Origin of the sequence: Paenibacillus solani (assembly GCF_001277345.1) — a bacterium.
Classification (GTDB): domain Bacteria; phylum Bacillota; class Bacilli; order Paenibacillales; family Paenibacillaceae; genus Paenibacillus_AQ; species Paenibacillus_AQ solani.
The window spans coordinates 2,242,448-2,266,759 of the sequence record NZ_LIUT01000001.1; the positions used below are offsets into that span (position 1 = coordinate 2,242,448).

Annotated in this window: 27 protein-coding genes; 2 read left to right on the forward strand and 25 right to left on the reverse strand. The window is 44.5% G+C overall.

Annotated elements, in window-relative coordinates; translation table 11 throughout:
* Positions 1-132: 132 nt before the first annotated feature.
* The 6 genes from AM231_RS30210 to AM231_RS09975 form a co-directional block, all read right to left on the reverse strand.
* Positions 133-480, reverse strand: coding sequence for a hypothetical protein (locus AM231_RS30210; RefSeq protein ID WP_341271605.1), 348 nt, complete (start codon positions 478-480; stop codon positions 133-135).
* A gap of 35 nt (positions 481-515) precedes the next feature.
* Positions 516-1,394 carry a C4-dicarboxylate transporter DcuC gene (gene dcuC, locus AM231_RS09955; protein ID WP_278044617.1) on the reverse strand — a complete coding sequence of 293 codons (879 nt, stop codon included), beginning with the start codon at positions 1,392-1,394 and terminating at the stop codon, positions 516-518.
* Positions 1,395-1,466: 72 nt separating this feature from the next.
* Entirely contained in the window at positions 1,467-2,351 is an 885-nt protein-coding gene (rbsK, locus tag AM231_RS09960; protein WP_054402471.1) for a ribokinase, read from the reverse strand.
* A 13-nt stretch (positions 2,352-2,364) separates the two neighbouring features.
* Positions 2,365-3,339, reverse strand: a complete 975-nt coding sequence (locus tag AM231_RS09965; RefSeq protein WP_054402472.1) for a LacI family DNA-binding transcriptional regulator — start codon at positions 3,337-3,339, stop codon at positions 2,365-2,367.
* 262 nt (positions 3,340-3,601) lie between these two features.
* Entirely contained in the window at positions 3,602-4,348 is a 747-nt protein-coding gene (map, locus tag AM231_RS09970) for a type I methionyl aminopeptidase (protein WP_054402473.1), read from the reverse strand.
* A 5-nt stretch (positions 4,349-4,353) separates the two neighbouring features.
* Positions 4,354-4,956, reverse strand: coding sequence for a TetR/AcrR family transcriptional regulator (locus AM231_RS09975; RefSeq protein ID WP_054402474.1), 603 nt, complete (start codon positions 4,954-4,956; stop codon positions 4,354-4,356).
* 635 nt (positions 4,957-5,591) lie between these two features.
* On the opposite strand from AM231_RS09975, the gene AM231_RS30440 reads away from it, so the two are divergent.
* Positions 5,592-6,174 (forward strand): IS3 family transposase (locus AM231_RS30440; RefSeq protein WP_423212909.1); only part of this gene is annotated, 583 nt, incomplete at its 3' end.
* 29 nt (positions 6,175-6,203) lie between these two features.
* Here AM231_RS30440 and AM231_RS09985 read toward each other — a convergent pair.
* From AM231_RS09985 to AM231_RS10025, 8 genes are all read right to left on the reverse strand, one after another.
* Positions 6,204-6,728, reverse strand: a complete 525-nt coding sequence (locus AM231_RS09985; RefSeq protein WP_054402476.1) for a CueP family metal-binding protein — start codon at positions 6,726-6,728, stop codon at positions 6,204-6,206.
* 216 nt (positions 6,729-6,944) lie between these two features.
* Complete coding sequence (locus tag AM231_RS09990) at positions 6,945-7,241, reverse strand: putative quinol monooxygenase (protein WP_054403605.1); 297 nt, start codon at positions 7,239-7,241, stop codon at positions 6,945-6,947.
* Positions 7,242-7,251: 10 nt separating this feature from the next.
* On the reverse strand, positions 7,252-7,890 hold the full coding sequence (locus AM231_RS09995) for a nitroreductase family protein (protein WP_054402477.1): 639 nt from the start codon (positions 7,888-7,890) through the stop codon (positions 7,252-7,254).
* A 21-nt stretch (positions 7,891-7,911) separates the two neighbouring features.
* Complete coding sequence (locus AM231_RS10000) at positions 7,912-8,316, reverse strand: MarR family winged helix-turn-helix transcriptional regulator (protein WP_242615110.1); 405 nt, start codon at positions 8,314-8,316, stop codon at positions 7,912-7,914.
* 515 nt (positions 8,317-8,831) lie between these two features.
* Positions 8,832-9,335, reverse strand: coding sequence for a DUF3600 domain-containing protein (locus AM231_RS10010; protein WP_054402479.1), 504 nt, complete (start codon positions 9,333-9,335; stop codon positions 8,832-8,834).
* The gene (locus tag AM231_RS10015; protein WP_054402480.1) at positions 9,325-9,888 is read right to left on the reverse strand and encodes a sigma-70 family RNA polymerase sigma factor; all 564 of its coding nucleotides are present in this window, start codon (positions 9,886-9,888) and stop codon (positions 9,325-9,327) included. Before AM231_RS10015 ends, AM231_RS10010 begins: the two co-directional genes overlap by 11 nt.
* A 269-nt stretch (positions 9,889-10,157) precedes the next feature.
* Positions 10,158-11,030, reverse strand: coding sequence for a tetratricopeptide repeat protein (locus AM231_RS10020; protein WP_054402481.1), 873 nt, complete (start codon positions 11,028-11,030; stop codon positions 10,158-10,160).
* A gap of 23 nt (positions 11,031-11,053) precedes the next feature.
* Positions 11,054-12,013 carry an ATP-binding protein gene (locus AM231_RS10025; RefSeq protein WP_054402482.1) on the reverse strand — a complete coding sequence of 320 codons (960 nt, stop codon included), beginning with the start codon at positions 12,011-12,013 and terminating at the stop codon, positions 11,054-11,056.
* A gap of 169 nt (positions 12,014-12,182) precedes the next feature.
* Between AM231_RS10025 and AM231_RS10030 the strand changes: the two genes are divergently transcribed.
* Positions 12,183-12,671: a YfbM family protein gene (locus AM231_RS10030; RefSeq protein ID WP_054402483.1), complete on the forward strand. Its 489-nt coding sequence runs from the start codon at positions 12,183-12,185 to the stop codon at positions 12,669-12,671.
* A 125-nt stretch (positions 12,672-12,796) separates the two neighbouring features.
* Here AM231_RS10030 and AM231_RS10035 read toward each other — a convergent pair whose 3' ends face one another.
* The 11 genes from AM231_RS10035 to AM231_RS10085 all read right to left on the reverse strand — a co-directional run bounded on the left by AM231_RS10035 (position 12,797) and on the right by AM231_RS10085 (position 24,303).
* Positions 12,797-13,486, reverse strand: a complete 690-nt coding sequence (locus AM231_RS10035) for a class I SAM-dependent methyltransferase (protein WP_054402484.1) — start codon at positions 13,484-13,486, stop codon at positions 12,797-12,799.
* 38 nt (positions 13,487-13,524) lie between these two features.
* On the reverse strand, positions 13,525-14,373 hold the full coding sequence (locus tag AM231_RS10040) for a DMT family transporter (protein WP_106406062.1): 849 nt from the start codon (positions 14,371-14,373) through the stop codon (positions 13,525-13,527).
* 39 nt (positions 14,374-14,412) lie between these two features.
* Positions 14,413-15,201, reverse strand: a complete 789-nt coding sequence (locus tag AM231_RS10045; protein WP_054402486.1) for an ABC transporter ATP-binding protein — start codon at positions 15,199-15,201, stop codon at positions 14,413-14,415.
* A 6-nt stretch (positions 15,202-15,207) separates the two neighbouring features.
* Positions 15,208-16,053: an ABC transporter ATP-binding protein gene (locus AM231_RS10050; protein ID WP_054402487.1), complete on the reverse strand. Its 846-nt coding sequence runs from the start codon at positions 16,051-16,053 to the stop codon at positions 15,208-15,210.
* 30 nt (positions 16,054-16,083) lie between these two features.
* Positions 16,084-16,941, reverse strand: a complete 858-nt coding sequence (gene nikC / locus AM231_RS10055; RefSeq protein ID WP_054402488.1) for a nickel transporter permease — start codon at positions 16,939-16,941, stop codon at positions 16,084-16,086.
* On the reverse strand, positions 16,938-17,882 hold the full coding sequence (nikB, locus tag AM231_RS10060) for a nickel ABC transporter permease (protein WP_054402489.1): 945 nt from the start codon (positions 17,880-17,882) through the stop codon (positions 16,938-16,940). Before nikB ends, nikC begins: the two co-directional genes overlap by 4 nt.
* A gap of 1 nt (position 17,883) precedes the next feature.
* Entirely contained in the window at positions 17,884-19,485 is a 1,602-nt protein-coding gene (gene nikA, locus AM231_RS10065; RefSeq protein WP_054402490.1) for a nickel ABC transporter substrate-binding protein, read from the reverse strand.
* Positions 19,482-20,831 (reverse strand): opine metallophore biosynthesis dehydrogenase, encoded by a 1,350-nt coding sequence (locus AM231_RS10070; protein WP_054402491.1) that lies wholly within the window; start codon positions 20,829-20,831, stop codon positions 19,482-19,484. The genes nikA and AM231_RS10070 overlap by 4 nt, the downstream gene beginning before the upstream one ends.
* Before the next feature lie 14 nt (positions 20,832-20,845).
* Positions 20,846-21,643 carry a nicotianamine synthase family protein gene (locus AM231_RS10075; protein WP_054402492.1) on the reverse strand — a complete coding sequence of 266 codons (798 nt, stop codon included), beginning with the start codon at positions 21,641-21,643 and terminating at the stop codon, positions 20,846-20,848.
* 198 nt (positions 21,644-21,841) lie between these two features.
* The gene (locus tag AM231_RS10080) at positions 21,842-23,020 is read right to left on the reverse strand and encodes an MFS transporter (protein ID WP_054402493.1); all 1,179 of its coding nucleotides are present in this window, start codon (positions 23,018-23,020) and stop codon (positions 21,842-21,844) included.
* A gap of 2 nt (positions 23,021-23,022) precedes the next feature.
* Entirely contained in the window at positions 23,023-24,303 is a 1,281-nt protein-coding gene (locus AM231_RS10085) for a hypothetical protein (protein ID WP_054402494.1), read from the reverse strand.
* Between the last annotated feature and the right edge of the window lie 9 nt (positions 24,304-24,312).

Sequence of the window (24,312 nt, forward strand, 5' to 3'; positions counted from 1 at the left end):
TTAGTCCGGTGGAGTACCGAACCAAGGTTGCTTAGTGCTCTTATATTATAACTGTCTACTTGACGGGGGTAACTTCAAATGCACCTGCTCTTCTTTGTATTTATTATGAATTTTATTCTTTTTCTATACGGATTATAAGAAAAAGATCATAGATAATATGAACATAAACACTACGCCAGCAATCATCGGAACCGATGTTCTTTTTACAAGGGCAATCGGATCTGTCTTCACCGTTCCAGCAACAATGAGTATAACTGTTGCTACTGGTGAAACCGCTCTGAAGAGATTGCCTGACAGACCGAGTGGTACAGAAATAGCAATCGGGCTAATTCCAGCTACCACTGCCAATGGCAGGATGAGCGGTACCATGGCGAAGATCAGAGCAGTACCACTACCCCTCAATATCACGATGAGAGCCGTTAATGCTACTAGGATAAGAGGGAGAATAAAGTCTAATCCATTACCTTGGATACTTTGCATAGCGGATTGAAGCTCGTCAACCAAACCAATCGATTTCAAGCCCGTAACAATACGGATGCCGCTACCAGAAGAGCTACAATGGGAACAGCTCCACCCATTCCTTTAAAGAAAGTTTCTGTCTTTTCCAGAACGCTCTTGTTTCCTTTATGTCTGATTAATTCACACACAATAGCTAGAACAAAGGACACTAGGGTGGCAATCTCAACGCTAATATCAATGGATTTGCCAGTCGTTAATTGAACAGCGTAATTACCTAGCAACAGAATAATTGGGAAGATTGGGAGTGTAGCATATACGGTTTTAAATAATTTGTCTTCCGTGATTTCTTCAACCTTGCCCGCATCCACATGCTCATGATCATCGCCTGCTTGATTCTGCAGAGCTGCTTTTTTATCCATTCTCTTCTGCCAGAAATAGTGAACAATCGCTATAACAAGCTGAGTCGGGATGGAAATCAAAGCATGATATTTAAATACATAGTCTGTTACTGTTAACCCTGCAAATGAAGCGTGTTTCGCTAATTCTTCCGCGATCGCTACGTTGTCGCTTCCTAACGGAGTCGGAACAATCGTTGCTGAGGTGGCGATAACCGCTCCAGTCGTTAATGCCGACATCCCCGCTTTTCTTAATATAGGGTACAGTGTTGCCAGTAATATAATGGCCAAATTCGAAGCACTTGGGATAACGAGTGACAATGCATTACCTAATAAATATACAAGCGGAACCAGAACATAAACGGATTTGATCTTTGAAATAGGCTTCGTTAATGCGCTTACAGTAACCTCATTCGCACCAATCGATGACATGTAAGCTGTATATCCTCCCAAGAGGAGAATAATAAAACCAGCAGCAGTAAGGGGCTGCTTAAACTGAGTGATAATTACTTGAAGAGGATCCAGCCAAGCTGATCCCATTGAAACAAAATCTTTGACTGCTAAAATCTTGTGTGCATTCTGTAAAATGATATATAGCTTTTTATGGACGAATCATTTTTGGCTATTGATAAATTCTTCGACCTCGGCGCTGGTCGGCATTCCTGTCTGGGCTCCAAGCTTAGTCGTTGATAAAGCAGCAACTGCATTACCGTATTTACAAGCATCTTTCAAACTTAGTCCTTTACTTAGTGCATGAGCTAAGCCGCCATTAAATGAGTCACCTGCTCCAGTCGTATCAACAACATCAACTTTGTAGGCAGGTATGATGACCTCCTCTCCATCTTCATAGATACAAACGCCTTGACTGCCTTTTGTGACGATGAGTTTACCATCTAACTCTTCTTCAGCTCGATTTTTTCTAAGCAGCTCCTGCTCATGTTCATTTGGAGTGAAATAATCAACATCCTTAAGCAGCTCTGACGGTAGTGCTTGGATCGGTGCCGGATTTAGGATGACCTTGACTCCGTTTTCTTTGGCAATTTGAACTGCCTTTTGCACACCCTCTAACGGTATTTCCAACTGAAGGACTAAAATATCACTTGCTGCAATCACATCTCGTTTGGATTCAACAAACGATGCCGTTACATAATTATTGGCTCCGGGGACAACAATAATACTATTATCTTGATCAGAAACGATAATTGTAGCCGTGGCAGTTATATCTGTAACCGGTTCCACATTGCTCACATCTACACCTTGTTCTTGTAAATGAGCTACAATATCCTCACCAAATCTGTCATTTCCCACACAGCCAATCAGTTGAACTTGCGCTCCAAGTTTGGCTGCAGCCACTGCTTGATTGGCACCCTTTCCTCCGGGATTCATTTGGAAATGTTCGCCGAAGAGCGTTTCCCCTCTCTTCGGCACTTGAGAAGTGATTGTTACCAAATCCATATTTATACTTCCGAGAACAGTAATTTTTGGTTTCTTATCCATCTCTATCTACCCCTTAGGTTGAATTTCTCTCTATAAGGTCCACATCAAATTTATAATAGGTTTGCCCAACTTCTTGCTGATTCATTAAACTAACTAACATCTTTGTCGCCTTTTCACCCATTTCGTAAATCGGCTGGACAATGGTCGTTAATTCTGGAATCGTTACAGAAGATAACTTAATTCCATCAAATCCAACAATCGCGAGCTCGTCAGGCACCTTTGTCCCAAGCTGGTTAGCAGCCTTCATAGCGCCAATCGCCATAATATCATTCGCAGCAAAAATACCATCAATCTCAGGGTGGGTCTTTAAAAGTTCCAACGTTGCTTCGATCGAAGATTCCATGTCATAATCTCCGTCGACAATGTAGCTTTCGCTGAACCATGACTCCTGCTGAACGACTTCTCTATAGCCTTCACAACGTTCGTCCGCATTCACTACTCCCTGAGGTCCTCTGATGTGTGCAATTCTGCTGCATCCTTTACTTATCAGATAACGAGTAGCTGTATGGGCCCCTTTCATGTTCTCCACTACAATCGTCGGAAGCCCTTTGCTAATCTCTCGGTCAATACTTACCACAGGGATATTCAGCTTAATAACCTGTTCAGCGGTCATTGTATTTGATGAAACTATGATACCGTTTACATAGTTCTGCTGTAACATATCTAGGTATGCTTGTTCTTTCACTTTATCTTCATCAGAGTTGCATAGAATGACATTGTATCCAAACTTGGAAGCCGTATCTTCGACAGCTCTAGCTAACTCGGGAAAGTAAGGATTCATGATATCCGGCACGATTAAGCCAATCGTACTCGACTGTTTCTTGAACAGACTTCTAGCTACCTCATTTGGTTTATAGTTCAATTCTTTAATCGCTTGCTCTACCATTTCCCGTGTATGCTGTCCCACATATCCTTTGTCATTTAGTACTCTGGATACGGTGGCAACAGATACGCCAGCAAGCTTAGCCACTTCTTTTATTGAAGCCATATCTTCACTCCGCTTTCAGAAAGGGTAACCGGTTACACATAGAAATATACTCCTAAATGTTTCATAAGTCAACACCAAGTTAATAAGCATTTTGATTTATGAATCTCATTGGGTGGAGACATGTCTTGTGATTTTCCTCTCAATGAAGCCCGTTTATCGTGTATAGCATTAACGTGTAATATAAATAACCCTGCTAGCTTCAGCTAGCAGGGTTAAGTCCGTATAATGATGCCAGACATTTCCTTTAGTAAAGAGTGATTATCTATTGCTCGGTTAATATTATTGGGCCATCCGCCGTAATAGCAATGGTATGCTCGTACTGTGCGGAAAGCGAGCCGTCAGCGGTCCTAGCGGTCCATCCGTCTGCGTCAATCTTCATTGTTGCTATTCCGGCATTTAGCATCGGTTCGATCGTGAGAACCATCCCTTCCTTCAAGCGGAATCCCTTGCCCGGCTTCCCGATGTGGGGATAATTAGGTTCTTCATGCATTTCTCTTCCTACACCATGACCGAGCAGATCACGCACGACCGAGAAACCGTTTTGCTCGGCATGGGTTTGCACCGTATGCATCACATCGCCGATCCGGTTTCCGACCAGAGCTTTTTCGATACCAAGGTCTAAGCATTCTTTCGTTACCCGCATCAATTTGCGGGCTTCTTCCGACACCTCGCCGATTGCATAAGACCAAGCTGAATCGCCGATCCAGCCATCCGCCTCCGCGACGATGTCAATTGTAACAATGTCGCCTTCCTTGAGCGGAGTCTGGTTCGGAAACCCATGCGCGATGACGTCGTTGACAGACGTACAGGTCGCAAACGGATAACCGTTGTAGCCTATCGTATAAGCCTTGGCGCCATTCTCCTTCAAGAACCGCACTGCGAACGACTCAATTTCGAGCGTTGTGATACCCGGCCGGATCATATCTGCTAATGCTTGATGAAAAGCTGCGACAATTCGACCGGCTCTTCTCATTTCTTCAATTTCCGCCTTGGATTTTAGGATGACCATCCTATTCATCCCTCCTTATACTTTATACCTGAAAAAATCATATCGATGATTCCATCCACATCCATCTCGTTATGCATATTGTGGTGGATATTTAACGCTGTGCAGCCAATAAGCGAGCCAAAAATTAGATTCGCTATTTTCTCCGGGCTTACGGGATTTATACCTTCACGAATCAATTGAACTAAAGGCAAAAAGATCCGTTCATGAAATTCGGCAGACAGCTTGCTGAACCGGTTCCCCGGGAAGTGGTGAAAATTATCGGCAACCGTTTTAAGTAATATAAATACAGCAGGATCCTGTGTACACTTCTGCAGGAGCAGCCTGGAGAATGACTCAGCTTTATGCAAACTGCTGCCGTCCCCCGTCAATGCGGGCTGTACGGCCGACTCCGTTTGATTCAGGGCATCCCATAGTAGATCTTCCAAAAGCATATATTTATTCTTGTAGTAATGATAAACGGTACCATAGCCGAGCTCAGCCTTGACCGAAACATCGCGTATTTCCAATTGGATGCCCTTCTCCAAATATACTTCAGCAGCCGCTCGCATAATTTGATTCATCCGCATTACCCGGATTGCTTCATTTTGTTCTTTGGTACGTGGTGACATGGCTCCTCCTTTTTAGACCTGCTGTAATGTCGATATTAAATCAATATATATCATTTGGTGGTACGGATCAAGTTAAAAGAATTCAGGATTCCCCTCCCGGGACGATTTGTGGATAACCATTGTGGAATTTCTTCAACTAACAAAGGATGAGTCAATTCTAATCCAGCATGATATGTTATAATGAACCACAAATATAAAGGGGGCTGATTTTATGAACTTATCGATCTTAGCTCTTATCTTTGTTGGGATCATCTCCATCTATGCTATTGCATTTACCATGATAATTAGGTTGCTTGGCCGAAAATTCAAAGACAAATCCAATATGTACTTTCTCTACGCATCCATTATCTTGGTTATCCAATCTTATCTAATAGTCAAAGGTTTTTTAGGAAACCAGCCCTTGAGTTCAGTCAATATTTTATTTTTCTTAATGGGGTGTATGCTGATCTTCCAAGGAATAAAACGAAAAAAATCAAATGTGTAGGATGCTCTTCTCTAATCAATTATCAGCGCGAATTTACACTGCTAAAACAAAAAAGCCTGAATGTTGGTATTATCCCCTCAAAGTAGACACTCGAAAAAAGCCTCATGTTATCATGAGAATCGAGCTTAACTTAGAGGGGATNGTATGGCGTTTGATGAAAGAACTGTCGATTCAGTCCGTGATTCGAAAGAAACGAAAATCATCCAGTTATACACCATCCGTGGTGTACCCTAACCGACTCAAACGTCAATTTCATGCTACGGCCCCGGGACAAAAAATGGTGACGGATATTACCTATATTTCTGACGGAACAAACTTTCATTATTTGTCTGTCATTCAAGATCTATTTAATAATGAAATTGTAACTTGGCAAATCTCTAGACGTAATGATGTTGAACTTGTACTTAACACCGTCGAACAGTGGACACAAAAAAGAGACGTCTCAGAAGCCGTGCTCCATTCGGATCAAGGCTTCCAATACACGTCTGAGGCGTACAACACACGATTGAAAGAATTCTGCATTAAAGGCAGCCACTCTCGCAAAGCAACCTGCCTGGATAATGCATGCATCGAATCCTTTTTCTCGCATCTTAAAACGGAAAAGTTGTACCTCCTTCAGTGTAAAACAGAAGAAGAGGTACATCAAGCCGTTGAAGATTATGTTTATTTTTATAACTACCAGCGCTTTCAGGCAAAACTCAAACAGCGCGCGCCGATTGAGTACCGGCACGCGCNCAATGTTCAGGCTTTTTTATATGGCATGTTATGTAAGTTGCATCGTTGTGATACAAGTATTGTTATCTTTAAAAGTAGCGATTTCAGATTCTGCTGTTTTTCCATCATACATAATTTTCACTTGATATTTCCGATCCCGTGGTAACCATAGATCAATAAAACCATTCTCCAAAGAAGTAATCTTCTCATCCATGACTACAGTACCTTCTTCATCCTGAATATACACATCGAAGTTTTTGGCTGCCAATTCACCTTGGCACCCCGTTAAGCTGTGGATCGCACATTCATGTGTACTTTCAATAAACGGTGCAATGGAAACAAAGAACTCATCCTTTGGAAGGTCATAAGAAGTCTTGTTCCCCTTATCCGTCACAATGAGTTCATGTGATGTAATGGATGCACTGACATCCTCAAAGGTACCAACACTATACATATGGACTTTTTCTTTAATATCCTGTGGCTCCGCATCATTCGATGCACTGTTATCGTTGTTACAAGCTACTGATACCAGACTCAGTAATAAAGCTGAAGCTATGAGCAAAACCTTTTTCATACATTATTTCACTCCTGTTATCTTGTCATATTGAAAGTCAAACTTGTTTGATTGTATCACATATCCACTTAAGAAATCGGTGCTTAAACTCACATTCGTCTCCCACTCTAAGACTCTAAACAAGATCATACGTCAACATAAAAAAAGCCCCGGATTTCCGCGACTTCTTAAGCATATATGATCATGTCGTCCGACTTGCCGGAATATGAACTGTTATTATTTGCTGATGGGTTGACCTACAAAAGCCTCAGCATGTAAAGGGGCTGTCAAGTATTTTGGAGCTTTTGCTACGAACGCCTGGAAATGGCTGCTTGCATTGTGAGCTGCTACTGCATCTTGGTCTTTCCACTGTTCGACCATCAGATATGTGTTTTCCTGGTCGGTATCCTTCATGAGCTTATACGATACATTCCCTGCTTCCGCGCGGGATGACTCAATTAGTTCTTGTACGGTCTCCAGAAACTCCGCTTCTACTACCGGGTTGATTTTCATTTCTGCATGAATAATAATCATTGTCATATCCTCACTTCCACTCCGCAATACGATCAATAGGCAGACGAGTAGTTCTACGTGCCTCTTTAGCAGCTTTACCTACAGATATAAGCATAACCGGGACATAACGATCCTTCTCCATACCAAATGCTTCTGCAATTCGGGATTTGTCATATCCGCCAATCGGGTTTGTATCATATCCATGGGCACGAGCAGAAAGCATAAGCTGCATGGATACCAGACCACTGTCAATAAGAATCATTTCGCGAAAAGCTCGTGCTGGCATACGTCCAAAAAGATCCGTATAGTTCGCCATAATTTGCTCTTTGATCTCTTGCGGTAAGAATCCTTTCTCTACAGCAGAACTCATGATCTCGTCTGCATTGTCAAATGCATTCATATCACCGAAAACAGCAATGACTGCCGAAGAAGTTGTAACTTGCGTTTTGTTGCCTGGTGCAAGCTCTTCAAGCGTCGATTTACCTTCTGGGCTATCAATGACAAGAAATCTCCAAGGCTGAAGATTAACGGATGATGGTGCCAATGTCGCTTCTTCCAATATTTCAGTCATTTCCTCACGGCTAATTTTGACCGCGGGATCATACACACGTACAGAGCGCCGAGAAGTAATAATTTCTTTATAATCATTGTTTAAGGATGTTACAGTCATGGTATTCTCTCCTATTCTCTATCATGAATTGGTCTTACTTGTATCTTTCATTCGATGTATCTGGTTGTTTAGCTTCTGAAGAGCTTGAATTAACCCAAGTCGTTCTGATTCTGTGAGGTCTACCTGCAGTTCCTCCAGGAAACGATCTTTCTCCGCTTTAAACATGGCTACTTTATCTTTGCCCTCTTCGGTTAGCTGAACTAACGTAATCCGATTGTCGCTCTCACATCGGGTTCGCTGAAGGATTCCTTCGGCTTCCAATTGCTGAACATGGCGAGTTACAGCAGCTGGATCAATAGACACTGCTTTCTGCAGATCCGATTGGCTAATTTGGCCACCCGTCAGTTTGCACAGAAGTTCAAGTCGATTGGGACTAACCCCAGCACAGCGTTCAAACCGGGTCGCAATATGCTTGTTTAAATGCAATAGCAAATACAGCAGGTCGTCTGTATGACATCTAGAGATGATAAAAACCTCCTTTTGATTGACCCATCAATAGTTGATGGGTCAATGATAAATCTTTATGTAACGAAAATCAAGTCCCTTTGCACTGATTTCCAGAAATTTATATATAGAAACAGGAATCGATTCGCAAGAAACTTTATCATGTTAATAATTATGAATATGATCGAGAACGATTGGTTTCTATTTACTCTGAACATACCCTTTCCGATAAAGAGAGAGGATGCTTGCTCTGAATGGACATCCTGCAATAAGCCAAAAGAGATGCACGGACAAATTATGGAGATATTGCTGCGAACGAGGATTACTTAAATAGCACCAAAGGACGATCGGATATGGAAATGCCCTGGGCAGGATGGTTTGGGTCGCTAAAGGTAAATGAGGATATATTAACTGAGCTTTTTGGGGATTATGTATATAAGTAACAATAACGAGAAAAAGGGACCCATTTCACATCGATTGGGTCCCTCTTCTTATTCCTACGGGTTCGCTGTTCCGTTAATTTTCTCGAAGAGCGGGGCCAGCTTTGGGAGGAGCTGCTCAAACTGCTGCTGTTCTTCTTTGGTTAGCTTATCCATATGTTTAATTCCTTTTTCATCGGTCATCTTCAGCTTTAATTGCACCATCTGCTTGAATAGGTCCATAAATTCCTCGAATTCCTCTTCGGTGAGCTTGCTCTTTGCTGCTTGAAGCATTCCCTCGATCTCGTCATAGCTTTCCTGCGATCCGCCGTGCTGTTCCATAGTCTTAACGGAACCGAATATTTCATCGGCTAGATAGGAAGAAGCAAATACGGCTGACGGAATCAGGATTACTGCTGCGATAATACCTGCGATCATGCGTTTTTTCATTGGAGATCTACCTCTCTTATTACTCACATAGTGTTGATAGGACTGACTTACACGCCCATGTAAATCGGATGGATAGTGCATCGAATCGGCCACCTGACGAAGCTCTTCTTGCAATTCCTTTTCAATGGACATACGATTCTCCTCCCGTCATCTCGAATCGTTTCCGAAGTTCTTTGATTGCCAGATGATGTCTGGATTTCACTGTGCCGACGGGGATCTGCAGAATGTCTGCGATTTCTTCGAGAGCATAATCGTGAAAATAGCGCAGGATGACGACCACGCGCAGTTTGTACGACAGCTGGCGGACAAGGCTGAACAGCTCATGCTGCATTTCTGACTGCAGGACAGCTTTATCCGTCCACTCAAACTGTTCACAAGTTAACTGGCGGTTTCGTTCAAAGATACGAATTCGCCGCCAGGCCTTTCTTTTCCAATCCTGGACAAGCCGCACCGTAATCCCGTGCAACCAAAATCGAAATGGCCGGTTATGGTCGTACTTGTCAATCGAGCGCCACATATGCATGTAAACTTCATTCACGATATCTTCAATATCCTGTTTGTTGTAGACGAGAAAAGCAACCGTCCGATAGACGTCTTGGTGAGTCGCCTGATAGACAAGCTGAAAGGCTGACTCATCGCCCGTCGCAGCTTTTTCAAGCCACTGAAATAAATCTTTATCATTCATGGGGGCCCCTCCTGAACGTGTTACAACTCTTAATTCGCTCCCGGGGAGAAAAAGGTTCAGTAAAAAATAAACTTTTTTATAAGCTGGCAGCGTTAAAACATCATCTATATCGTCCATGATTATACTTTGACGATCCCACAGCGATATCCCTTCATCGTTTGAAATAAAAAAAGCCGCGTTATTCGCGACTTTAAAAGACTGTATATTATTCTCTTCTGATGCCATTTAACAGCACAAAATATTAGAATTTATTTCTCATATATAGGAGCTTATACTCCTCTGCGTCCCCAGCCGAATACTTTGACATGCACAATGGCTTTGGTTACCCAATGTGAGAGTACATACAACACGATAAACAGGATTACCAACGGCCTAAATAATAGCACCGCCACCATCCAGGTGAGCAGAATCTGCCAAGCCTTCATTTTTCGCAAAAATTTTATTGGCCATAAAATGATTTTAAATAAGATTTGGTTATGCTGAAGCGCCTCTAAATATTCATTCTGATACTGTTTGTCGTCCGGATCCAAGCGAACAGCATTCCTCATATACGTCTCTTTCAGCTTGTATTCCCCGCGCTGGCCAGCTGCCATACCGAGAAAAAAATATACTTCACATGATTCCATATTATTATTAAGTGCGACTCTTTCCAAGCTGGCAGAATCCTCATAGTTTCTCAGCAATGCTTCTGTATAGCTTAATAGGGCCAAATATAGCGGTGATTCCGGACGCAATTCAAGTGCATGCGAAATTGCCGTCTTCGCTTGGTTTGGTCTGCCTTTAGTGTTATACATATTGGCTTGCAGATAATAATAATGAGGCTCATAGGGATCTATTCTTAATGCTTCCTGCACAGCTTCTTGGAAAGCCCGATCTTTATCCGTAGCGTAGTAAACACTAACCCGCACGAACCATGCCAGCTGCTGCTCCGGTTCTCGACTAAGCGCCTGATTCGACCAATAGAGTGCTTTGTCATATTCGTTCATAAAGAGGTGAATTTGTGAGATTAACGCAAAGACATCCGGGTCCTCCGGTTCTTGTCTAAGCAGCTGCTCAGCTTCCTGTAATGCTTCTTTATACCGCCTCCATTCGATGAGCTGCTGCGCCTTAGCATATGCGGTGTAATCATGTATGTTCTCCACCTGCTATTTCCCTCCTGATACAATTATGACTTGACGCCATGCTTCTTAATGTAATCCAACACGATTTGATAATCGCGGTTTGAATCACTGAATGTCGCATAATTCTTTGCCGTAGCGAACCAGTCGAGGGTCGTTGCCTTCCGCCCTTTGGCCGATCGTTTTAAGTCATCCTGAGTAATCGGCTGGATCTCACCCTTCTCAAAAGTTCGTTCCATCGCTGATTCCACAGCATCCTTAACCAGCTGCTCTAAGTCGGCTCCGGAATAAAGCTTCGTCTCTGCAGCTATTTTGGACAGGTTCAGCGTACCCAGAGGCTTGCCTGAAAGCTTCAGTTCGAGAATGGTTTGCCGCTCTGACTCTTCAGGCGGCGGTACAAAAACAAGATGGTTAAACCGTCCAGGACGTCTCAATGCGGAATCCAGATACCAGGGTGTATTGGTTGCGCCGATGACAAATACGTTATCATTCTCCGCTTGCAGACCGTCAAGCTCCAACAATAATTGATTAACGAGCATGCGATCATGATGCTGGCGCATTTGATGACGGCTGCCGCCAAGGGCATCGATTTCATCTATGAAAAGAACGCACGGCTTGCTCTCCCGCGCTTTTTCGAATATATCGTGTAGGTTATGCTCGCTCTGGCCGGAATACATGGAAAGAATCGACTGAAGCTCGACATGAAAAAAATTAGCATTGATCTCACCTGCCACAGCACGCGCCAAGAACGTTTTGCCACATCCAGGAGGCCCGAACAAGAGCAGGCTTCCTCCAGCTTGTTTGCCGTATGCGGCAAATACTTCCGGCTGCTTCAAGGGCATTATGAAGTTCATTCTAATTTTTTTCTTAACCTCTTCCAGGCCTCCGACGTCGGCAAACGTCTCTTTAGGTTTCTCCGACTCCACAAGCGATTGATCTTCTTTGCTAAAATGAATGAGTTTTAAATTTTTGCGTCTTTGTTCCGCTAGTTCATCATAATCCGACATCTGGCTCTCTCTCCCTGTAGTATTTTCTATTAAGAATATCATATTTCCATATATTAGGGATTAAATAATGTCGATTATATCCAATATTCCTTGAAATGAACAATTTCCAGATGTTACATTTAGATAGTGTAGTAGAGTCAATACTAAAAATGGAGAGAAGGATGCCAAGATGGGAATGTACGGTTATTACTTTGCTCTGGATGACAAACTGGTGCAGCAAATCGATGCAGGCGAGATTGAATTGAAGAGTTTAAACATAAAAGATTATCCCGGACTGGATATTGATAGAGCTTGGGAGGCGATTCACTATTTGCTATGTGGAGATATAGCCGAAGGTGAGCCCCCACTTAGCTATGTTGTTCCCATAACGACAGAGCGAGGCATCGACTTTGGTTCATTCGGGGCGTTCTCCTTACGTGCCGATCAAGTTGCAGAAGCGCACCAGAAGATCTCTGAGCTGAATGAAGAGCAGCTCCGATCGCGATACGATTTCCCGACCATGATCAAGGAAGAGGTATATCCTCTTGAGCCTGGCATGGTTTCAGTCGAGGATGAGGACGAGTTCTTTGCCTTCATGCTGCAGCATTTTAATGAGATACGTCGTTTCTACGGCGAAACCGCTGCCGAGGGCAAGGGTTTGATTTTTTACATTTTCTGATTTGCATGGCCCTGCTCATATCCCCGCACTAATGCTTTTTAGAAATATGTAAGAGGGCTCGAAATTATTTGAGCCCTCTTTATTTCTATTGTTCAGTTGGGGGCAGTAGTTCATTGAAGCGTATATTACGCTTGTGGTGCTACAAATCGGAATAAATAGGATTGTTCATACGCAAATTGTAATTGATCTACTACCCGGTTATACCACTTCTTCCCATGGGAAAGATCAACAAAGCCTGCTGGCAGCATGCGGCGAACGCTCACCTGAAATCCTGCCTGCATGAACGCTTGGGTTATAGTATCCAGGTTGTGATCCTGCATCGGAATAACCGCATTGCTATTAATGCGCTCTCGTATTGCGGGCAAACTGGGATTGCTTGTGTAATCGGCAAAGGTTGCATAATAGACTCCGCCAGGTTTGAGACAGGATTTGATCTTCAACGCATGATCATCCAGATTTGGAATCAAATATAGCACAGCAAGACTAAATGCAAAATCAAAACGATGCACAAACTGTTCAGGCTGCCCGGTAGCATGAAATTCAAGCGGCAGTCCTCCCTTGCGCTGGTTCGCAATTTCAATAGACTGTCGTGCAAGATCTGTTCCAACTCCTTCTTTGAAAGGGCGTAACTCATATAGAAGTCTTAAAAACCCTCCCTGGTTACAGCCAAAATCAAGGACACTGCAATCTTCCAGATTCTCTTCCGGTATGAAACCGAGCACTCTCTTCCAGTGTGGAATATGATCATCCTCCATCCCCTGCTCCCCTTCACCCGGATGTTGCCACCACACCTCATATAGCGACTGTTCGTTCAAATTAAGAACCTCCTTCATACAAAATAAATGGGCAGAGTCTAGCGCGCTTTAGCCGAGACCCTTCGACTTGATAAAGCGATACATCCCGCAACAATGATCACACCACCGATCACGGTCAACATGTCCGGAATCTCTTGCCAAAATATAAAACCAAACAATCCATTCAGTACAAGACCGAAATAACTGACAACTTGAACCACAATAGCACTCTCATGCGTAAATGCCCGAGTCAGGAACACTTGTCCAAGCAGTGAAACCACACCTATAGCCAGCAGGTATGCTGACTGCAACAAATTTGGAATGACAAATTGCTGCCACATAAAGGGCAACGCCACCAGTGTCGATGTTGCCACAAAATAAAATACAATTTCATAGGATGGATGTATTTTGCTCAAATAACGAATGGAGATTCCGGCGGCTGCTGAAAAGACAGCACTCAGTATTCCTACCAAAGCATAAACTGAATAACTGGAATACTCATGTGGCTTAACAAGGAGAGCAGCACCCAGGAAGATAAAGGGCAGTATGCCCAGAGTTCTTCGGGAAAGCTTCTCTTTTAAGAAAATAACGGACAGCACGATCACAAATACGGGAGACATCTGTGCGAGTATGCTTGCATCCGTCAAAGGGATTCTGGACAAGGTGAAAAAATAGGCAAGCATGTACAAACCGCCCAGCACACCTCTTAATGCCAGCATGGGAATTCCTGATCTGGAAAAAGAGATCTGTTTGGAACGCATCAACACAAGGATCAGGATGGTTCCGATCAATCCACGGAAGAATGCAATCTCCGCTGGTGGAATCGTTCCACTAACCTCCTTCACCAGAACATTCATCACACTAAATACCAACGATGAGAACAAAGCTAACCATACACCATTTTTCATGAGAACCTCTTTCATCGTAGATTATATAAACTCAACATATTACTCCAGATCGTATGCCGCTGATAACAGGCACTTCGTATACTCATGCCGTTCAGGCTCACCGATTAGCTCACTCGCAAACTCATCTACGATTTCCCCATCCTTCATGACGATGATTCGATTGCTCATCTGATAAACGGCTGCAATATCATGAGAAATGAACAAGAATGACATCTCCAGATCTATTTGCAATTGTTTTAACAGCTGGAGAATATGATCTTGCACCGTAACATCCAGGCTGGAAGTGGGTTCATCACAGATAAGCAACTGTGGCCTGAGACTGATGCCTCTTGCAATCGCGACCCGCTGACGTTGTCCTCCACTGAGTTCATGGGGGTAACGATCCAGATGTTCCGGGCCGAGTCCCACCATATCCAGCAGCTTTACTGCTGTTTCACGTCTGGTATGCCTTACATTCGCAAGAAAGGATGGTTTAACTTCAGGAAAATTATCGAGAGGTTCCAGCATGGATCGCCAAACAGGTAATCGATCATTCAAGGACGTATTACTGTCCTGAAATACAACCTGTATGTGCTGCCTCATATTTCTGAGTAAGTTCTTTTTTGCATGTACAAGTGAGTTCCCATTCAGACATATATCTCCACGATCCGGCCTTTCCAACGCAAGGAGTAAACGTGCAAGCGAACTTTTGCCACTGCCGCTCTCGCCTACAAGTCCCACGCATTCCCCTTTCTGTATAGTGAAGGACATCTGACGGACCGCATGAACAGCATCCTTGCCATGTCCATACGTTTTAACCAGATTAGAAACATTCAGCAATGATTCCATTATCCATTACCTCCACATTCCCGTTTCTTGTATATGGGGACCATGCTTGCGAGTGATTCGGGGACAAGCCCGCAACAGCGCTTGCGTATACGGATGTTGGGGGTCATCCCGAATCTGATCGCGGCTTCCCGTTTCCACAAGACGACCATTTTGCATCACTGCGATCCGATGTGAACGCTTGATGACCTGCCTCAAATCATGGGAGATCAAAAGAATTGCACAGCCGACTTCACGCTGGAGATCCTCCATTAAGTCCATAATAGCTCTTCCTGTGATGACATCCAGCGCAGTGATTGGTTCATCTGCAACCAGCAGAGCCGGCTTCAGCATTAAAGCGGCAGCAAGCGCAATGCGCTGTAATTGCCCTCCACTCAACTGATAAGGATAACTCCGAAATGAGCGTTCTGCTGGGAGTTTCACTCGATGCAGCCAGTCCATGGCCATTTTTTTCGCTTCCGCATGTGTGACCTGAGCATGTGTGCGAATGACTTCCACCAGTTGATGGCCCACTTTTATGAAAGGTGTGAAGCTGCCTCGATAATCCTGAAATACGCATCCAATTGCTTGGCCTCGCAACGATTTTACGTATCGGGCCGGGGCTTCTAACAGATTTGTCCCCTGAAAAAGAATCTGTCCATGAGTAACGGTGAGCGGTCTGGCCAAGAGGCTTGCTATGGCACTCGCTGTAATGCTTTTACCGCTTCCGCTTTCTCCAACAATGGCCAGTGTTTCTCCGATATGAATTTCGAACGTAATGTCCTCCGTAATGCTGTGGATACTCCCTTTATTCAAGACACTTATCGCCAGCTGATTTACCTTAAGGACGGGATGTCCTTCTTGTAATTTCTTCACTACTAACCCTCCCATCCACATTAAATTTCATTAGCGATTGCGCACATCCAGGTGATCCCGTATGCCATCACTGATCAGGTTACAACTAAACACAACGATTAGAATACACACGCCCGGATAAATCATCAGCTGCGGAGCAGCCTGGAAATATGAGCGTCCCTCATTCAGCATTGCTCCCCATTCTGGAGCAGGAGGCTGCACGCCTAGACCAAGAAACGAAAGCATGGATATTAGCAGAATAAATCGGCCTACATCAAGCGCAGTCATGACAGCAAGTGGAGACATGACTTGTCTTACTAAATGACGATATAGAATGGTCCACATCCCGCTGCCTGCTACAACAGCTGCCTTGACATAATCCTTTTCCTTCTCCAGAAGGATAATACTTCGTACCAATCTTGCATAAGTAATCCATTTCACACACGCAACAGCCAGCATGACATGCAGAAGACCGGGTCCCAGGAAACCGGCAACGGCAACAGCGAGCAAAAATTCAGGTACTGCACCTATGCCATCAACGAATCTCATCAGCAAAGTGTCCAGGCGTCCACCCCAAAATCCAGATAACATACCGAGAGGCACACCAATCAGGATGACCGTAAGCAGCACCAGAAAAGACGTACTCATCGTGGTGCGCGTCCCTTCGATAATACGAGATAATATGCATCTGCCCAGATGGTCTGTACCTAGTGGGAACTGAGCACTGGGAGGAAGTAAACGATCTGACATGTTAACCAGCAATGGATCGTTTGGCACGATCCAGGGTCCAATGAGAGCGACGAGAATAAAAACCAGAATGATGCCTGCACCCATCCATACCAGTGGATTGGAGCGAAGTTGTCGACTTTCGTAAGGGGTTATACTCTGGAGAAGAGATATTCTTTTCATACACCGCGCCCCCTTTTGGCACGAATTCTGGGATCGAGCAGTCTGTAGCTAAGGTCCACAAGTATATTGGCCGTTACAACAAAAACACCTGTAAGAAGAACGTAACCCTGAATAACAGGATAATTCCGTTGAATAATTGCCTCCATGACCATGCTGCCCAGGCCCGGCCATGCAAAAAGAGTCTCTGTCACAACAGAGCCCGCCAGAAGTCCACTCAGACTCATTCCGAAAATCGTCATGACCGGAAGCAAGGCAGCGCGTAGAGCATGTTTGGCAAGGATCCTCCATTCGGCGATCCCTCTAGCGCGAGCGGCACGAACATACTCTTGAGATAACGCATCGAGTATTCCGGACCGGAGCAGCCGAATGTACTCGGGGGCCATAACAAACCCCAGCGTAATCGATGGCAGAATGAGATGTCTAATGTCACCGCTTCCCATCGTAGGCAGCCAGTTCAACTTGAAGGCAAAGGCATAAACTAACAACAATCCAAGCCAGAAGCTGGGGATGGAAGCGCCGATTAGCGCAAATAAACGGCTAAGGTGATCGGGCCATTTTCCTTTATATTTTGCAGCTACAACTCCAAGCGGTACGGATACGAGTAACAGCACGATAACAGCACCTGCAGTTAGGTTAATGGTAGCGGGAAGTCTATCCATCATCAGGTCCCAAACGGCCCGATTGTTAACCAAAGACCTTCCTAAGTCGAGCTGCAGGACACTCCAAAGCCAGAGACCATACTGTTGAATCAACGGCAGATTCAACCCGAGTTGTTCCCTCACCTGCTCCTGATCCAATTGGGAGACCGCTCCCTCACTGGCCTTTAATATCGTGAGCACCGGATCACCTGGGGCCATCTTCATCAGCAGGAACGTAGCGATACTTAGCATTAAAAGAACAAAAATTAGCTGAATCATTCGTGAAAACAACTGCAGTAACATATCACTTCACATCCAGTGTATGCGTTAAAATGTAAAACTCCTCTGGTCCCGGTTTCCACCCGGTTACCCGATTGTTCAACCCTACCAGGATGTTGGGATTGATAATATAGGAGTGAGGCATAGCTTTGTTGATCATAGTGACCGCCTGTTGTGTGAGTTGGTTTCGCTTCTCTGTGTCACCTGTCTCATTAAGTTCCTTCAAAATGGGCTTAAGTTCTTTCACTTCAATGTTGGCAGGATTATATGAACCTCCCGGAACGTATGCGGAGTTCAGGAAAGAACCCCCGTCTCCCCTTGGTGAAGTTAAGTAACTGGTAGTAGAGATGTCCCAATCCGTATGATCTGCGATGTAGACTTCGGGATATTCCACAGAAACGATCTCAATGGTGATCCCTGCTTTAGCCGCTTCAGACTGAACCACCTGAGGGATCAGCGGCAGTTCAGGGTTAACTCCGGTAAAAGCGATAAGCTTCAATGTTAGCGGCTTCCCGTCCTTCTGGAGCTTGCCATCTGAATCCTTACTGTACCCTGCGTTTTCCAATAACTGAAGTGCGCCTGCTTCATCTACTTTCTGGTAGCCCTCTTTATTGCCAAAAGAAAGTGAGGCATTAAACGGCCCATTGGCTGGTGATGCATGGCCGAGCATAATATCCTGAACAATCGCATCCCGATCAATGAGTTTATCGAGTGCTTGACGAACGTGAATGTCGCTAACCTTAGAACTGGCTGGGTTATAGGTGAAATAGTGTGTTCTCAAGCTCGTAACGGAGTTAACATCCAGCTCGCTGTCAGCATCAATGGAGACGAGCATCTCTGGAGATAAGTGAAATACAATGTCCGCTTGCTTCGACTGGTAGGCGAGTGTTCTGACATTGGCATCTGCGTTAAACTTGAATGTAGCTTCGTTTAACTTTGGCTTTCCATCCCAGTAGTCGTCGAAACGTGTAAGGCGTATTTCACTGCCTGAGGTAAAGCTAGTCACCATGAATGGACCCGTTCCTACTGGGGCACTGTTAAATGCCACTTTGCCCATACTGTCCTCCGCAGCTACACTGATAATGCTGGTGGTCGGATGTACAAGTTCCGTTGGGAACGCAGGGTAAGGTTCTCTTGTTGTTATCTGAAGCTTCTGTCCACTTGCCTCGATCGAATCAATTTTCAGCGCAGCGTCTAGTGCTTTACTGTCAGTAATACCTCTCTCGAATGACGCTTTTACAGCTTCAGCATTGAGAAGGGAACCATCCTGGAATTTGATACCTTCCCGAATCGTGAAGATCCAAGTCCGTTCGTCTTTGGCTTCCCAGTCAGATGCCAGCCAAGGAGTGATCTCCATATTCTCATCAAGACGCAGCAATGTTTCTGTTATACCAGCGCGCAAAGCAATCCACGTATTATGCGGATCAAGCGTATCATTGGGAAGACTATGTATGATAGTGACATGTTTGGATGCAGATGAACTGGAATTGTTTGTCTCACTGGGTGACCCGGAAGAAGTATTCCCCACCTTGTCTTGTGTGCAACCGAATAGAACGATGGACAGACATAACATCAATATAAAACCTAAGAAGACAGTACTGCGCTTAGATCGAATCCATAAACTCATGATTTGAAAACATCCTCTCTATCCTTTAAGTTTATCGTTTGCATTTCTCTGATAATCACTTCTGCTTCATCCCATGTGCTGTCATTGATGAGATCAGGAAGAAATGCTTCCGTTCCTTGTTCCTCCATAAATTTTCCTAAATGCTTTTCAAAGTTTACAATTAACGTCTTGGCTTGGGGCATAGGAAGGTGAAATGCTTGCCCGACAAGGTATAACAGCTTCAATCTTCTGTAATCTTCATAAGGAACACGAGGAATAACCCATCTGCCCGCTTGATCTCGACTCACCTGTTGGTAAGGTACAGCTGCGAATGGACGGTATTGACCCTGTTCGTCAGGGATAGAGAATGGATCAATAAGGAGAGACGCATACCTAATATATAATAAGTACTCTTGGTGAATATCCTCGAACTGAACAAATCCCTCGATGTCTAATCTGGAGAGCGTTTGCTCCTGTACGGGATAGTTGTCATCATTCATAAATTTCAGCAGATTCACCGGTTCCGCTCCAAACTTCACAAGGATACTGGAAATTTCCTTCCACAGTCTCACCATACTACGGATGGCATCTGGTGTAATGGGTCCTTCCGGATATAGCTTGTACATATACTTGCTGGAGCGAGTGAGGCTGAAAATTTCTTGTAAAGAAAATGAATTTAGGAACAACGGTGGATGGACATAAGTCGTAATACTTCTGCTTTCTGCCTCGATTGGATGTGATGTACGTTCAGCTTCAATGCCGAGGCTGGACATATAATCCTGAAGTATAAACAACATGCTGCTGTTTGCCTGGCTGGAACCGATGTATATCTTCCTTTTCAGGCCTTTGACAATCGATTTTAGGAGAGTGGATGCAGCTGGGGGGAACTTTGTCGCTGCATAGTATGTTGAGAAGCTAATCACCTCTATAAGATCGCGAGACTGGCCAAGGCTTTCCTTCACTAGAATATTAGAGCCTATTCCTGGTGATATCAGAATAATTCGTTCAAGCTGAATTCGCTGATCCAGCTTCAATTCACGAATGACCTCAACGTAACTGTGGCTGGGAACACATAGAACGATGGTATGCCAATCATCTTCAATGGTGTCGAATCCTGCATAAAACTGGTCCAATCGGGCTGTCGCTGAGAGATGCTTGGCTCGCTCAACCAGTACTTCCGTGCAAAGCTGGAAAGAATATTGATCAAGCTCTTGTTGCAGTCGTTCCGCATGAATTCCCTTGCGGTTGGTCAGACCCAGACGGCAACACCAACCTTTAGACAGATCTACGGCAACATGAATACCCGCTGGCCCTGCACCAACTATCAATACATTGCCAAGAGGGGCAGTTTCGTGCAGTTTGTTCACCCTCTTCACCTTCCTTATACTATGCTGTGCTTCGGTTCGATAATTATTGTTTCATAAAAACCTTCCCCTGCTGAAATGGCAGTCCGTCGCCAATCGTCAGACAGATCTTCTTCAAGCGGATAATTAAAAAGCGATTTCAATCCATTTCCATACCTCATCATGATGCGCGTGCCGGGTTGAATCTTCTCTTTCAAATCATTTAAAACATCCAGTTTGTTACGAACAAGAGAGGCAATAACAATATGCGTAGCTTCATTCACAAAAGATATTTCCTTGAGCGGCTTTCCCGAGAATATGATCCTGTCCCCAAGTCCCCAAGTTTCTGCTACTTTTCTCCCCTGCTCTACGGCTTCCGGATCGATATCCAAGCATACAATTGTAGCATGGGTCTCATGAGCGATGGTCAGTGCCGAGAGAGGAAATGCGCCTGATCCGATAAAAAGAACTTTGGATCGATGTCCAATACGGAAATCACGCAGTTCGTTTCTAACGGATCTGGATAGTATTTCGATGTACTCACTTACATTTAAGCGTTGCTCAATGGCGAGTCCGGATTGATATTTTTCCATATCACATAGCGCTTGTACAGATGTTTCACGCAGCTGCTCAACGTATAACTGGATTTCCTCCTGACCCCCCCACTCAAGCCACTGCTTGTCGTTTTCTTCGATCGTCATAAATTGACATAGCGCATCCAGCTTCATTTGTAAGAGATCGAAACACTCTTCGTGCTCCTTCGCATAGGCACTTAATTGTTTGATTTCGTATTCAAGTGATCTCAAGGAAAGTAAGAAGGCATATTTGCTTTTCATTTCATTCCCTCCGTTCTGGACTAGACACATCATCATTCCTTATATCGTGGCAGTATCAACAGAGGTGTGGAGAAAGCGCTACCATTTGTAGTGTTTACATTATACATAAAAAGGTATTTTTGCCATATAGCTCAAAATGGCTATATAAATAAAAGCCCGCAATTTGTGCGGGCCTTTACGCGTAATCTGATAGAATTGTTATTTCTCGATTTTCGGCGTCTTGATCATGAAGGCAAATATACTAATTAGTGCCGTAAAAAGGATCAGTACGTTGAATCCGTTTTGGATTCCGAAGGATTTAGAGATCTGACCGATCAGTATTCCAACAACGGCACCTCCGAGACCCGAGGCAACGTAAATCAAGCCTTGTAAGGATCCTGTTTTTTCTGTCAGTTTGGAAGCGATACCTTGCGCAGTTGGAAACAAGACGGACATTGCCAATCCGAACACCATGATAAGATAGCTGAAATCTTTCATGAAGATGCGTCCGGCAATTAAAGAGACAAGGGCGAAGAGCGAGAATAATACCAATGTGCGGCGCTCTCCAAGTTTGTAAATGATGAAGCCTCCGGCAAACCGACCAATTGTGAACAAGAAAGCAAAGCTTGCAATGATATAACTTGCGGTTGCGGCCTTGTGTGCCGCATCCATTCCTGCAATGTCGAGCGACGTGTAGAGAATCGGGAAGAAATTCAAGAACCCGGCCTCCGCGGCGACATAGAATAAGATGAATAGAATGACCAGTATGATCTGGCGATTCTGGAAGAGCTGTAGAACAGATTTGACTGTAACATCATTTTGTCCATTTGCCGAAGAGGTTTGGGACTGTTTGAAAGAAATTAAAGCGAATAAGATGATGGCAATAATGACGGCGACGCCGATATAGAATGCTCGCCAGGTGATGTTGTGCTCAAAAATCATATTGATAATCAGCGGAGTCACGATCATACCGACCCCGAACAACGCATTTGCCAAGTTAAAGACTACACCTGCGCGTTCCTTGAAGAACGCTGGAATCAGGGTGGCAACCGATACGGTCATGGAACCGATCCCGAGACCGACGATAAGATAGAATCCCAGGAAGAATGTCACGGTAAACGCCATGCTGGTTCCGAATAAGCCGATCATCATGAGCACGGTTCCGGCCATCATGACGACTTTGATCCCTTTACGGTCGGCGAGTATCCCCGCCACCAAGCTTGCCAGCAGGAATCCGATTTGGAAGATGGATACCATGAGACCGACCTGACTTATATCAAGCTGTATATCGTATTGTACCTTCTCCAAGATGATTCCTTTAGTATTCTGAATCCCGCCGAGTACGAACATCGTGGCAAAAATCAAGAAGAAGATAATCGGTCGTTGTAGTTTTTGCATGATCAGTTTGCTCCTTTTTCACGGAGATTTTGAATAGCTTCGAACAGATCGTCTGTTGCCCAGCCGTAGCAGTAATATAACAGGTCGTCGGCTGCGCTCCTTTCGCCGGCATGGATTGCTTCTAGTAAATTTTCCGGCGTGAGGTTCCACATTTGGATGCCGCTAAATATGCGAGTATCCGGCGCGGATTTCGCACGAACGATATTGTTCTGATCCGCAACGAACTCAATTGGGAAACCTTCGGCTTTGAACGTCTCGTACGACAGGTCATATGGTAGATCGAAGAATTTCTTAAATGCATGGAATGCGTCTTCTTGTTCCTCTGGTGTAGCCGTGAGTTTATGGATCAATCCTTGCACGTCAGCACCTCCTCCAAGCTTGTGATAAGGGAAGTGTTTCAGTGCAGGAGAAAGTTTCGTCAGGCTGGCATAATCTTGTCCGAGCAACCAACCGTAAGCAGGCGGCCACAAGTCGAGCCAGATCGTAAACTCCTCATTGATCTTTCGTACCCGCTTGATGAGATGCTCCACGAATTCCGAGACACTGTCTTGACGGAATTGGATCCAGGCCTGGATAAGTTCATTAGCGTTCGCATACGCGACGGCCGAATCGAATTGTTTTGCTTTGAACATCATACTCCATGTGTTGATTGCTTCTTTGATGGCATGAACATCTAGGTGCCGATCGTGCATTTTTGCTTGGCAATGCGGACAGAAGCAGGTCAGCAGTTGCTTGGGATTGATCTCCTCTCCCGCCCAATCCGGAAAGCGAATACGATCAATCATGTAGGAAGTGAATCCATAGCGTTGATTTAGATCCACGAAAGCTTTCTCCCAGAAATCGATTACATCCGGCGCGTTCGGACAGAGCCAGTGCGGAATGACTTGTCCCGTATAATCCGTCACCAAATTGTTCTGGAGCTTACTTCCCTCAAAGTGGCCATTCAGAATATTCAGCCATGGAATGATTTCGAAGTCCTCTCCTTGCATCGCGTTCTTGATGATCATAAGCGGATCCTGCTCAGGAGAGAGAGTAGGTTCCCGGCGTTGATCCAGGCCCGACTCTGCGTAAGAAGGCAAAATCGCATGCATTGTACCTGTCCCGAAGACGACTTCATGGACGGGGTTGCGCGGTAATTTCCCAACGGGAACCGGATTGCGCTCGAAGATGGTGTTTACCTCAGGGAAGACGTATTGAACGTCTTTTAGCTTCTTAATGTAAGAAATAATCTGCGACATACCTTCATCAATAATGTCATGCGGGTGAAGTTGAATGCCTGACATAAGCTCACG